Here is a 13,267-nt window from a genome sequence, read left to right as displayed (position 1 = left end):
TCGGCTGCGCCTCTCGGGATAAGCAGCCTGCACCTTTTTCTCTGCCCTTCGGTTGAGAAAAAGGGCGATCTGCTTACATATTTCGTCTATACTGCCCTCCTACTTCAAATAAAGCTGTGGTGATCTGGCCGAGGGAGCAGACTTTAGTTGCCTCCATAAGCTCCTCAAAAATATTCTCATTTTGAATAGCGGCTTTTTTCACCTTTTCAAGGGTCTCCTGTTCCAGTTCTTTCTTCGCCTCGTGCAGGTTCTGTAAGGTTTCTATCTGGTTCTGCTTTTCTTCTTCGGTTGCTCTGATCACCTCTCCCGGAGTTACGGTTGGAGAACCGGTTGAACTTAAGAAAGTATTTACTCCGATGATCGGAAATTCTCCATTGTGTTTTAATGTTTCATAGTACAGACTTTCTTCCTGGATCTTGCTGCGCTGGTACATGGTCTCCATTGCTCCGAGAACACCTCCTCTTTCCGTGATGCGGTCGAATTCCTGCAGCACGGCTTCCTCCACAAGATCTGTAAGTTCTTCTATGATAAAAGCTCCCTGAATCGGATTTTCATTCTTGGTTAACCCCAATTCCTTATTGATGATCAGCTGAATCGCCATCGCCCTTCTTACCGAAGCTTCTGTAGGCGTAGTGATCGCCTCGTCATAGGCATTGGTGTGCAATGAATTACAATTGTCATAGATCGCATAAAGCGCCTGAAGCGTCGTTCTTATGTCGTTAAAATCGATCTCCTGCGCATGCAATGATCTTCCGGAAGTCTGGATGTGATACTTCAGCATCTGTGCCCTAGGATTCGCTCCATATTTGTACTTAAGCGCTTTTGACCATATCTTTCTCGCAACTCTTCCGATTACGGCGTATTCTGGATCGATTCCGTTGGAGAAGAAGAATGACAGGTTAGGTCCGAATTTATTGATGTCCATTCCGCGGCTCAGGTAGTATTCAACATAAGTGAATCCGTTAGCGAGGGTAAGTGCCAGCTGTGTGATAGGATTGGCTCCGGCTTCAGCAATATGATATCCCGAGATAGAAACCGAATAGAAATTCCGTACATTCTCCTCAATAAAATATTCCTGTACATCTCCCATAAGCCTCAATGCAAATTCAGTTGAGAAGATACAGGTGTTCTGCGCCTGATCTTCCTTTAAAATATCTGCCTGTACGGTTCCACGAACCTGGCTCAGGGTTCTCTTTTTAATATCTGCATAAACATCGGCTGGTAAAACCTGGTCTCCGGTAACACCAAGCAGCATTAATCCGAGGCCATTATTTCCTTCCGGAAGTTCACCGCGGTACTTTGGCTGCTCCATGCCTTTATCTTCGTAGATCTTTTTGATCTTCTGTTTTATTTCATCTTCCAATCCATTTTCGACAATGTACTTCTCACATTGCTGATCTATGGCCGCATTCATAAAGAACCCAAGCAACATTGGCGCCGGACCGTTGATCGTCATACTCACCGAAGTCATAGCATCGGCCAGGTCAAATCCGGAATATAATTTCTTCGCGTCATCCAGACAGCAGATGGAAACTCCGGAGTTCCCGATCTTTCCGTAGATATCGGGTCGGCGGTCGGGGTCATTTCCGTAAAGGGTTACAGAATCAAATGCTGTCGAAAGCCTTTTTGCCGGCAAGCCCATACTCACGTAGTGGAAACGGCGGTTTGTACGCTCCGGAGAACCTTCCCCTGCAAACATCCGGGTTGGATCTTCTCCCTGCCGCTTGAAAGGATAAAGTCCGGCGGTATATGGAAATTCCCCGGGAACATTTTCCTGAAGACACCATCTTAAAATGTCACCCCAGGCCTGGTACTTTGGAAGTGCCACTTTTGGGATCTGCGTATGTGAAAGAGATTCAGTATGAGTTTCAATCTTGATCTCCTTGTCCCGAACCTTAAATGAATAGATCGGGTCCTTATATTTATTCACCTTCTCATCCCAGCCGGTAATGATTTCCCAATTGTAGGGATCGAGGTCCATTTTTACTTTATCAAATTCCTTTTTCAGAAGATTCAGCAGGTCTTCATTTTCTGAAGTTGATGCATCTTTAAATCCATCCTCATCCAGACCGTATTGGTTTAATCCGAGCTTCAGTCCTGAAACTGATTCTATTGTCTTATAGATTCCGTAGAGCTTTTGAGCCACCTCAGCCTGGGCTGCAGCTTTCTCATCATAGCTACGGTTATTTTCTGAAATCTCGGAAAGATATCTCGTTCTGTTGGGCGGGATCACAAAGATCTTTTCGCTCATCTCCTTAGAGATGTGGAATGTCGAGTTGAACTTGCTGCCCACTTTCTCATCAATCCTGTCCATGATCTGCTTGTACAGTGTGTTCATTCCGGGATCGTTGAACTGGGAGGCGATGGTTCCGAAAACAGGAAGATTGTCGGCATTCTCATGCCACAATCCGTGATTTCTCTGGTACTGTTTCTTCACATCCCGCAAAGCATCAAGAGCTCCGCGCTTATCGAATTTATTAATCGCTACAAGATCGGCAAAGTCGAGCATGTCGATCTTTTCCAGCTGAGTAGCCGCACCAAATTCCGGTGTCATTACATACAGAGAAACATCAGAATGTTCCAGGATCTCGGTATCAGACTGACCAATTCCTGACGTTTCCAGCACAATAAGATCATAATTTGCGGCTTTAAGTACCTGAATGGCTTCAGCAACATATTTTGAAAGCGCAAGGTTTGACTGACGGGTAGCCAGGGATCTCATATACACCCGCGGATTATTGATTGCGTTCATCCTGATGCGGTCTCCCAAAAGGGCTCCCCCGGTTTTCCTTTTTGAAGGGTCTACAGAAATGATCCCGATAGTTTTTTCAGGAAAATCCATCAGGTAGCGTCGCACGAGTTCGTCCACCAAAGAAGATTTTCCGGCACCCCCGGTTCCGGTAATTCCCAGAACAGGAATTTCAGTTTCTTTATTTTCAGAATGTATCTTGTCCAGAGTGTCTTTTGCTATTTCCGGAAAGTTTTCCGCAGCCGAGATCACTCTGGCAATAGCACCCGGAGTTTTATTTTCCAGCTCCTTCATTTCACCGTTGAGACTGTCGCCAAGCGGATAGTCAGATTGCTTTACAAGATCATTGATCATTCCCTGAAGACCCAGTTCCCGGCCATCATCGGGAGAATAGATCCTGGTGATCCCGTAGTCCTCAAGTTCCTTGATCTCTTCGGGCAGGATCACTCCGCCGCCGCCGCCAAAGATCTTAATGTGACCTGCACCTCTTTCCTTCAGCAGATCGTACATATATTTAAAATATTCTGTGTGACCACCCTGGTAGGAGGTCATGGCAATAGCATTGGCATCTTCCTGAATTGCGCAGTTTACCACTTCCTCCACGCTGCGGTCGTGTCCCAGGTGGATCACCTCCACCCCTGTCGACTGTATGATACGACGCATTATATTAATCGCGGCATCATGCCCGTCAAAAAGGGAAGCTGCAGTTACAATTCTTACTTTATTCTTAGGTTTATAAGGAGCTTGTTGTTCCATTTCTTCGAAAACGTTTTAGGGCGTGCAATTTACGAATTTAGAAGCGAAGATGCCATTTTTGAAAAGATATAAAAATCGGCCGCAGTTTTTCTGAATAATATTTAAAGGCACGGTTGCTGCAGGATAACTTTTGTTTATGATTTTAATCTTTGGGTAATAACTAACTTTAGCAAAAATTATCACATGAAGAAATTTTTCCTCCTTGCTCTTGTACCATTCTTTTTAAGTTGTGCCGAATTACAACAAATAGCCGATTCTCTGCCGCAGGAAGGCACGGGCATCAGTAATGCCGAAGTTGCCGCAGGTTTACGCCAGGCGCTGGATTTCGGAATAGACAAACAGGTAACTAAACTGGCACAGGAAAACGGATTTTTTAATAATGAGCTGGTGCGTATAGGTCTGCCGCCCGAACTGCAAAAAGTGGACAAAACACTGCGCGACCTGGGAATGAGCTCATTGGCTGATGAAGGCCTGAAGGTACTAAACCGTGCCGCCGAAGATGCGGTGCAGGAAGCTACCCCAATTTTTGTCAATGCGGTAAAACAGATTACTTTTACCGATGCCCGAAACATCCTTTTAGGAGATGATGTAGCGGCCACGACTTATCTCGCTCAAAAAACTACAGATCCGTTATACTCCAAATTCAATCCGGTGATCACCAACTCTCTTGACAAGGTTGGTGCTACCAAAGTATGGACCGAAATAATCAACCGCTACAACGCCCTGCCTCTAACGGGTGACGTTAATCCCGATCTTGGGGATTATGTCACCCAGGAAGCCCTTAAAGGTGTCTACACCATGATCGCAGTGGAAGAAAAGGAGATCAGGAACAATTTCGCCTCCAGAACAACAGACCTGCTGAAGAGGGTGTTTGCGTTGCAAGACTGACGGGTTCAAGGTTCAAAATTCAAGGTTCAAGATTTAAGATTTAAGATTTGAAGTTTGAATTGTTGCATGTTGCAGGTTTCAAGTTTCACATTACAAGTCCACTGCCAAGTTAGAATTCCACCTTACTACTGAAAAGCGGCTTGCGAGTTCCGGGTTACGAGTTGCGAGTTGGGGGTTTGTGATTTTAAAGTTTTTCTGATCACTGATCACTGAACACTGAAGACTTTTTTCCCGCTGATATCGCTGATTTCCGCAGATTCCAGTTATACATTTTACACTATACATTACAAGAAACTGCTTACTGAAAAAGCGGGTTGCCTTCAGTGGTTCAAAGTTTAAGACTCAATGTTTTCCGACCACTAAGCCACGGATTCACAGATTGTATTATTTACTCATGCTCTCAATTCCTTTTCATTTTCAAATTTTCAAATTAACTAATTTTCAAATCTCTTTTTGGAATTTGGTGCTTGTAATTTGGAAATTCGGGAAATACTGATCACTGATCACTGACCACTGACCACTGACCACTGAACACTTAATTTTGACGTTATAAACAATTTGAAAAACCATCCAACCGCGGTAGAACCTGAAGTTCAAGCTGCTAAGTCCTAAGTTTTTAACAAGAGACGGAGGCAAATGCCACAGTTTTACCAAAAAGTTAACTTTAGGTTAGGATAAGTTCGAAATTTCGCAAGATATCTTTGTATCAATAACACAAAACATATGTTCCGATTATTTGAACCCCGATCTACGCTGGAGAGGCTTCAGGAAAAATACACCTTCCTGATGCGCAGGTCTTTTGAGCTCGCTTTGGTCGATAAAAAAAGAAGCGATCTGCTCAACGACAAGGCTTGCAAGATTCTGCAGGAGATCCGTCGTATGGAGCGCGATCAAAGTAAGATCGCCTGAAATTCCCTGAAGTACTGAAAAGCCGCTCTCAGCCGCGATCCGTACCAGCTAAAATACTCACCGTCCACAATGTGGACCCCGTCCATCCCCACCTCTTTTTTCAACGTCTCCTTATCTTTTTCTTTAAACGGAAATGGCTCTGTAGAAAGCAGCAACAATTCAACCTTTTTTTGCCTCAATTGCTCCAAACTAATTTCAGGATAGCGGGAATCTCCTTCTGAAAACACATTTTTGAAGCGGTTAAGCTCCAGCAGGTGATCAATAAAAGTATCTTTCCCAGCAACCATCCACGGATTTTTCCAGATGAAATATGCCACCCTTCGCTCCGGCACCTTTTCCATTTCCTCCTGAAATTCCTTCCTTAAATTATCTATTTCTTCTGCAATTTCTGAAGCTTTATTTGCTACTCCAAACATTTCCCCATACTGCAGAATGAGCTCCAGAGAATCATCAATAGTTTTCACCTCTGAAACATGGACAGGAGCGATCTTCTCCAGTTCTGCTACCATTTCTTCGGTGTTTTCTTCTTTATTGCAGAGAATGATATCAGGATCTAAGTTGGAAATCCTGTCGTAATGCACCTGTTTGGTGCCGCCTACTACCTTTTTCTGCCTCCGGAGGTCCTTTGGGTGGACACAGAACTTTGTCACTCCTACAATCTGCTCCCGAAGACCAAGATCTACCAGCAGTTCCGTCTGACTCGGCACCAGGCTAGCGATTCGCTGCGGAAGCTCCTTCAGCTCAATTTTTCTGTCTAACTGGTCGTGGAAATTTCTCATAAGGTTCAGAAATAAGAAGTGTCAAAAATTGACATTTTTGACACCTGATTTTTCTAGCTCTTTTTTACAAATATGCAGCCATTTCCTGCTGCAGCTTTTTCGCTTCGGCAGCGGCAGCTTCAGCAAAATCGGCAGCTTCAGAAGCATATATTATCGCCCGGGAGGCGTTGATGAGTAAACCGACATTCCGGCTCATGCCGTATTCACAAACTTCTTTCAGGCTCCCGCCCTGCGCACCTACACCGGGTACCAGTAAGAAACTCTCAGGAATTAATTTCCTGATTTCCTTTAAAAATTCCGCTTTGGTAGCCCCTACCACATACATTAAATTCTGACCGTTGTTCCAGGTCCTGGAAGTTTGGATCACTTTTTTATATAATTCTTCTCCTTCTACAGTTTGGGTCTGGAAATCATAAGCTCCGGCGTTAGAAGTCAAAGCCAGTAAAATGGTGTGCTTGTTCTCGTATGACAGAAAGGGTTCCACGGAATCCCTACCCATATATGGCGCTACGGTAACGGAGTCAAAATTGAAGTCCTCAAAAAAGGCTTTCGCATACATACCCGAAGTATTACCAATATCTCCGCGCTTAGCATCGGCTATAGTGAAGATCTCAGGAAAGTTGCTGTTCAAATATTGAATGGTTCTTTCCAGGCTCTTCCACCCTTTGATCCCCTGAGCCTCGTAAAATGCAAGATTAGGTTTGTAAGCTACAGCGAGCTCATGCGTAGCATCAATAATTGCTTTATTGAAGGCAAAGATTGGATCCTCCTCCTTAAATAAATGTTGAGGAATTTTATTAAGGTCCACATCGAGACCTATGCACAAAAATGACTTTTTCAGGCGTATTTGTTCTACAAGTTGGGAGGTGGTCATTGGCTGGAAATAAAAAAGCTGCCGGAGTGCGGCAGCTTTGAGTTTTTATGTTTAAAAAACGTCTGAGTTCTCTTTCAGTTTTTCGGTGTTTTCTACTAATTGTAATTCGTCAAGGATCTTCTGGATATCTCCGTTGATGATGTTTCCAAGATCATACAGAGTAAGCCCAATTCTATGATCGGTCACCCGGCCCTGCGCATAGTTGTAGGTACGGATCTTCGCACTTCTGTCTCCACTGGAAACCATAGAGTTTCTCTTGGCAGCATCCGCTTCCATTTTCTTTGCAAGTTCCTGCTCATAAAGCCTGGACCTCAACACGCGGAAAGCTTTTTCCTTGTTCTTATGCTGGGATTTCTGATCCTGACACTGCGCCACCAATCCGGTTGGAAGGTGAGTTAAACGTACTGCCGAATATGTGGTGTTCACCGACTGTCCACCCGGTCCTGAGGAACAGAAGTAATCGATTCTTACCTCTTTTGGATCAATTTCAACATCAAATTCTTCTGCTTCGGGCAATACCATCACTGTAGCGGCCGAGGTATGTACCCGCCCCTGAGTTTCAGTTTGCGGAACACGCTGCACCCGATGCACTCCGGCTTCAAATTTTAAAGTTCCGTAGACGTCTTCTCCGGTCACATCAAAAATGATTTCCTTGAATCCGCCGCTGGTTCCCTCACTGAAGTCAACGATCTGGTGCTTCCAGCCTTTGCTTTCAATGTATTTGGTGTACATACGGTAAAGGTCACCTGCAAAAATACTGGCTTCATCCCCACCGGTACCGGCACGTATTTCCATCACCACGTTCTTGGCGTCTTCAGGGTCTTTAGGAACAAGCATCATTCTTATCTTCTCTTCCATTCCGGGAATCTGCTCCTTGGCCTCTTCCAGCTGCATTTTGGCCATATCGGTCATCTCGGGATCGCTGCCATCGGCAATGATCTCTTCGGCTTCCTTTTTATTATCAAGAAGACTCATATATTCTGCACGAACCTCCATGAGTTTCTTCAGGTCTTTGTATTCCTTGTTCAGCTCTATATAGCGCTTTTGATCGGCAATCACGTCGGGCTGAATGATCAGGTCATTCACCTCGTCAAAACGCTGCTTCACAATATTTAATTTCTCGATCATAACATCTCCTTAAAGTGGCAAATTTACGATAAATCCGTCGGATTTCATTAAGGGATTTATGAGGAGGTAAAAAATTATTCAGCAGGATTGCAGGTTCAGATAAACTATTTCCTTAATTTAATAATTAGGTTTGAAGGAAAATTATTATCCTTATCTAAACCCGATTTGTTTCCCGCAGATTTCGCAGATTGGCGCAGATCTTCATACATTTAATAAATTCTGGAAATGGAAGAAAATCAAATTTCCTTTAAGATTAGGGGAGCAATATTTAAGGTGTTTAATTTTTTCGGGCCGGGATTACTTGAGTCAGTTTATGTTGCTGCCTTGGCAGCAGAATTAAGGAAGGAAGGTTTAACCGTGAGAAAAGAAGTCCCAGTTCCTGTTATTTTTAATGAGGAAAAACTTGAAGTGGGATTTAGAATCGATCTTCTCGTAGAGGAAAAAGTAATAATTGAAGTAAAATCAATTGAAGCTATTGCTCCCGTACACCACAAACAAATACTGACCTATTTAAAGCTGACAGGCTGCAAATTAGGTATCCTAATTAATTTTAATGTTGAACAGATTAATGATGGAATTCATCGTAAAGTGAATAACTTATAATCTGCGAAGATCAGCGTGATCTGCGGGAAAAATTGGCAGATGTTAAAAAATTATCTCCTATTCCTCAACATCACCTCCTCCTTCATCCTCAAGATCAAAAGCTCTTCCAGCTTCTCTGCATCATCCTCCTGTCCGGCTTTTTCTGCGAGAATAAGAAAGAGTTTGGTAACAAACAGGCTCCGGTAGATCTTTTCGAAACTTTCTCCGGAATTTTCATAAGACTTTACCTTAATCTCCAACAACGAAATGAGCACCAGCATATAATATTGCAACACCTTCTCATCCTTGATCAAAGTTGCTTCCTGAAGCAATTCCTCAAAACTTATCTCAAGATGATCCATTCCCTTGACCACCATACGCGCAGCATTATAAAAAGCCTCCCAATTGGGATCAAAAAGAGCTTCCTTGAAATATTTCTTGCCATCTTTTCCACAAAGTGCGAATCCCAAAAATATGCCCGCATTACAATCTGTTGAAATTGTTGTAGAGCCGGAATGAAAAAGTTGATCCAGTAATTCTTTTCTATTCTCCAGTTTGCACACAAGAGCAGGAAGAAATTCTGGGAAGGTGTTCTTTGAAAGAACTCCGGTTACTGCATTTTTAATTTCCTGCTGATATTCCCTGCAGTCAAAATGAAGCAGACCAAGAACAGCCGATCGGTTTAGATAATATTGGGACGACCTGAATGCGTAATGAGCAAGAACAGGTTTGGCAGGTTCGAATTTAAGTCGGCCAAGTACTTCCAGAACTGCTTCAGGAAAATTTTCATTGAGCCGGATATCTGTAATGCAGCAATTAAAGATTTCCCGGGCATGTTTTTCATCACCCCATTGTCCAATGATCTCCAGCAGATCTTCGGAAAAGGGCTCTGTAGGTTCTTCAAGAAATTTTTTCAGAAGTTCGTCTGCATCTGCTTTGCTTCCAAAACAGAGCACCGCATTTTTATAGGCATCGATGATATGAAAATCGGCTTTTCCCGCTATCTCTGCCAGCAAACTCTCTGTTGCCGGCAAAAGTTTCCTATCGGTATTCAAATTGACCGAATTCACTTTTAATGGTTAATTTTTTCTCTCCTGAAGCTTCAACCCTACCTATGATCTTTGCATCTACATTAAAAGATTTGGAGATGGAGATTATATCTTCAGCAATTTTCTCATTTACATACAATTCTATCCTATGCCCCATATTGAACACCTGGTACATCTCTTTCCAGTCGGTTTTACTTTCCTTCTGAATCAATTTGAACAGCGGCGGCACTTCAAATAACTTGTCTTTAACAACGTGAACTTTATCTACGAAATGCAGCACTTTGGTTTGCGCGCCTCCACTGCAATGAACCATTCCGTTAATGTTATTTTTGGAGTACTTTTCCAGGATCTTCTTAATAATCGGCGCATAGGTACGGGTTGGAGAAAGAACAAGTTTTCCGGCATCAAGCGGTGCGTTTTCAACAGCATCTGTCAAATGCTTTGACCCGCTGTACACAAGTTCTTCAGGCACTGCAGGATCAAAACTTTCAGGATATTTTGCGGCCAGACTTTTTCCGAAGACATCGTGGCGCGCAGAGGTGAGTCCGTTGCTGCCCATTCCGCCATTGTATTCTTTCTCATAGGTTGCCTGCCCATAGGAAGCTAAGCCTACTATCACATTTCCGGGTTTGATGTTGGCATTATCGATCACATCGCTACGCTTCATCCTGGCAGTAACAGTAGAATCAACTATAATCGTGCGTACCAGGTCACCCACATCGGCAGTTTCGCCGCCCGTGGAGTGGACTGTTATTCCGAAGCCTTTAAGATCCTCCAGCAATTCCTCTGTACCGTTGATGATTGCGGAGATCACTTCACCCGGCACCAGATTTTTATTTCGGCCGATCGTGGATGAAAGCATGATATTATCTACCGCTCCCACGCAAAGGAGATCGTCTATATTCATGATAAGCGCGTCCTGGGCAATGCCCTTCCAGACGCTAAGGTCACCGGTTTCTTTCCAGTACATATAGGCAAGGGAAGATTTTGTACCGGCACCGTCGGCATGCATGATGAGACAATAATCTTCATCGCCGGTAAGATGATCGGGGACGATCTTACAGAATGCCTTGGGGAACAAGCCTTTATCGACATTTCTAATGGCGTTGTGAACATCTTCCTTTCCGGCAGAAACTCCGCGGCCGGCATATCTTTTACTTATTTCCTGGCTCATGTAGATCGATTTACCGTTCAAAGATAATTAGTTTAGGTTTTTTGAGCTTGCTATTTAAACAATAAAAAAAGCACCCCAAATACAGGGGTGCTTAAAATTGCATTTTTAAGTAGAATTATTTTGTGAATAACAATTCCCTGTACTTTGTCAATGGCCAGATCTCATCATCGATCAACAGTTCCAGTTTATCACAGTGGTAGCGGATAACATCAAAGAAAGGCTTCACTTCGTTACAATATTCAAAAGCTTTTTCTTCGGCATCTTCGATCTTATTTGCTTTTTTACGTGCCTCGATCATTTCTGTAATGCCGGAGTTGATCTTTTCAATACGCTCAGAGATCTCTTTAATGATCTCCAGTTGCTCTCTCGAATGCTGCTGAAAGTTATCTCCAAATATCTCTTTGAGACCGCGTACGTTCTTGATCAAAATATTCTGGTAACGAATGGCCGTTGGAATCACATGGTTACGTGCTATATCTCCCAGGATACGGCTCTCGATTTGCACCTTCATGATGTATTCTTCGAGCTGGATCTCATGACGGGCTTCTATTTCCACCTCATTCATGATCCCCAGTTCCTTGTACATCTCAATGGTTTCCTTTTTTATAAGGGCTTTAAGGGCTTCAGGAGTATTACGGTTATTACTCAGACCACGTTTTGCCGCTTCTTTCTCCCATTCTTCGGAATAACCATCTCCTTCAAAACGGATATTTTTAGAATCTTTAATGTACTCCCGAAGAACATTGAAAATAGCATCATCCTTCTTCATTTTCTTCTCCTTGATCAAAGCATCTACCTGCTTCTTAAAATCTCTTAGCTGTTTTGCAACTATAGCATTAAGAGCGGTCATAGGCTCGGCACAGTTTGCTGTAGATCCTACGGCACGGAATTCAAATTTGTTCCCGGTGAAGGCAAAGGAAGAGGTCCTGTTCCTGTCGGTATTATCCAGAAGGATCTCAGGTATTTTTCCAACAACATTCAGTTTAAGTTCGGTCTTTTCTGCAGGAGAAAGTTTTCCGTCGGTGACTTTTTCAAGTTCATCAAGAACTTCGGTTAACTGAGATCCAATGAATGTTGAAATTATAGCCGGAGGAGCCTCATTCGCACCAAGTCTAAAGTCGTTGGATGCGCTGGCGATAGTGGCTCTAAGCAGCTCTTCATTGTCGTGAACGGCTTTGATCGTATTAATGAAAAATGTCAAAAACTGAAGATTTTTCATCGGCGTAGATCCGGGTCCTAAAAGGTTCACTCCGGTATCTGTACTTAAAGACCAGTTGTTGTGTTTACCGCTTCCATTGATTCCTGCAAAGGGCTTTTCGTGGAAGAGCACAACAAAGTTGTGACGATCTGCCACCCTGTGCATAATATCCATCAACAGTGAGTTGTGATCAACTGCCAGGTTAGCTTCTTCAAAAATAGGAGCCAGTTCAAACTGGTTTGGTGCTACTTCATTATGCCTTGTCTTAACAGGAATTCCAAGCAACATACATTGCTTTTCAAGGTCTCTCATATAGGACAATACCCGTGACGGAATGGAACCAAAATAATGGTCATCCAGCTGCTGACCTTTAGCCGGGGAGTGCCCCAGTAAAGTTCTGCCTGCAAGTTGAAGATCGGGACGTGAAGCTGCCAGTGCTGAGTCTATTAGGAAATATTCCTGCTCCCAGCCAAGGGTAGCCTGCACCTTGCTAACGTTCTTGTCAAAATATTTCGCCACATTAGTCGCGGCATCGTCTATCGCGTGAAGAGCACGCAGAAGAGGAGTTTTATAATCAAGGGCATCTCCCGTGTAGGAAACGAACACGCTGGGAATACAAAGAGTAGTCCCATAAATAAATGCCGGGGAAGTGGGGTCCCACGCGGTATATCCACGGGCTTCAAAGGTATTTCTTATACCGCCGTGAGGGAAACTGGAAGCATCCGGTTCTTGCTGTACCAGTTGTCCGCCGCCAAATTTTTCAATGGCCAGGCCATCACCTATAGTTTCAAAAAAAGCATCATGCTTTTCGGCAGTGCTTCCCGTAAGAGGTTGGAACCAGTGGGTGTAATGAGTAGCTCCTTTCGTGATTGCCCACTCTTTCATTCCCGTAGAAATATGGTCGGCAATAGTACGATCGATCTTTTTACCGGTAGCGTTGGCATCCAAAACACTCTGGTAAGCTTCCTTGGTCAGGAATTGTCGCATTACACTTTCGGTAAAAACATTACGGCCGAAAAGCTCTGAACGTCTTTCGTTTTCAACGATCTCGATGGGTTTGCGATTTAAAGTCTCCTTGAGTGCCTGGAATCTTAAAGTTGCCATTTAATTATTTTTATGGGTTAACGGCAACAAAGATATTTATTTTTTAATCACACCCCCTAAAATATTAGGGGGTATTT

At 43.5% G+C, this 13,267-nt stretch carries 10 protein-coding genes; 3 read left to right on the top strand and 7 right to left on the bottom strand.

Translation table 11 applies throughout. From position 1 onward, the window contains the following. Window positions 1–73: 73 nt before the first annotated feature. Window positions 74–3,505, bottom strand: coding sequence for a methylmalonyl-CoA mutase family protein (locus G564_RS0117730; protein WP_029038830.1), 3,432 nt, complete (start codon window positions 3,503–3,505; stop codon window positions 74–76). Window positions 3,506–3,688: 183 nt separating this feature from the next. On the opposite strand from G564_RS0117730, the gene G564_RS0117725 reads away from it, so the two are divergent. After that, window positions 3,689–4,393: a DUF4197 domain-containing protein gene (locus G564_RS0117725; RefSeq protein ID WP_029038829.1), complete on the top strand. Its 705-nt coding sequence runs from the start codon at window positions 3,689–3,691 to the stop codon at window positions 4,391–4,393. Window positions 4,394–5,116: 723 nt separating this feature from the next. Then, entirely contained in the window at window positions 5,117–5,302 is a 186-nt protein-coding gene (locus G564_RS19635; protein WP_037374252.1) for a Lacal_2735 family protein, read from the top strand. Here the strand turns inward: G564_RS19635 and G564_RS0117715 are convergent. The 3 genes from G564_RS0117715 to prfA all read right to left on the bottom strand — a co-directional run bounded on the left by G564_RS0117715 (window position 5,284) and on the right by prfA (window position 8,083). Next, on the bottom strand, window positions 5,284–6,081 hold the full coding sequence (locus tag G564_RS0117715) for an ABC transporter substrate-binding protein (RefSeq protein WP_029038828.1): 798 nt from the start codon (window positions 6,079–6,081) through the stop codon (window positions 5,284–5,286). The two genes, G564_RS19635 and G564_RS0117715, sit on opposite strands and share 19 nt — an antisense overlap. Window positions 6,082–6,145: 64 nt before the next feature. Then, entirely contained in the window at window positions 6,146–6,955 is an 810-nt protein-coding gene (pyrF, locus tag G564_RS0117710) for an orotidine-5'-phosphate decarboxylase (protein ID WP_029038827.1), read from the bottom strand. A gap of 51 nt (window positions 6,956–7,006) precedes the next feature. After that, on the bottom strand, window positions 7,007–8,083 hold the full coding sequence (gene prfA, locus G564_RS0117705; protein WP_029038826.1) for a peptide chain release factor 1: 1,077 nt from the start codon (window positions 8,081–8,083) through the stop codon (window positions 7,007–7,009). Window positions 8,084–8,308: 225 nt separating this feature from the next. Here prfA and G564_RS0117695 point away from each other — a divergent pair, with 225 nt between their 5' ends. Continuing rightward, the gene (locus tag G564_RS0117695) at window positions 8,309–8,686 is read left to right on the top strand and encodes a GxxExxY protein (protein WP_029038825.1); all 378 of its coding nucleotides are present in this window, start codon (window positions 8,309–8,311) and stop codon (window positions 8,684–8,686) included. 50 nt (window positions 8,687–8,736) lie between these two features. Here G564_RS0117695 and G564_RS0117690 read toward each other — a convergent pair whose 3' ends face one another. The 3 genes from G564_RS0117690 to G564_RS0117680 all read right to left on the bottom strand — a co-directional run bounded on the left by G564_RS0117690 (window position 8,737) and on the right by G564_RS0117680 (window position 13,190). After that, window positions 8,737–9,720 carry a hypothetical protein gene (locus G564_RS0117690; RefSeq protein ID WP_037374251.1) on the bottom strand — a complete coding sequence of 328 codons (984 nt, stop codon included), beginning with the start codon at window positions 9,718–9,720 and terminating at the stop codon, window positions 8,737–8,739. Beyond that, a complete protein-coding gene (locus G564_RS0117685) occupies window positions 9,707–10,888 on the bottom strand; it encodes an AIR synthase related protein (protein WP_029038823.1) in 1,182 nt (393 codons plus the stop codon). The genes G564_RS0117690 and G564_RS0117685 overlap by 14 nt, the downstream gene beginning before the upstream one ends. A 115-nt stretch (window positions 10,889–11,003) precedes the next feature. After that, window positions 11,004–13,190, bottom strand: coding sequence for a glutamine synthetase III family protein (locus G564_RS0117680; RefSeq protein ID WP_029038822.1), 2,187 nt, complete (start codon window positions 13,188–13,190; stop codon window positions 11,004–11,006). Window positions 13,191–13,267 lie beyond the last annotated feature (77 nt).

Source organism: Salinimicrobium xinjiangense DSM 19287 (assembly GCF_000423585.1).
Lineage (GTDB): Bacteria > Bacteroidota > Bacteroidia > Flavobacteriales > Flavobacteriaceae > Salinimicrobium > Salinimicrobium xinjiangense.
The sequence above is the reverse complement of the archived record's forward strand: the minus strand, read 5'-3'. Positions and strand labels throughout refer to the sequence as shown.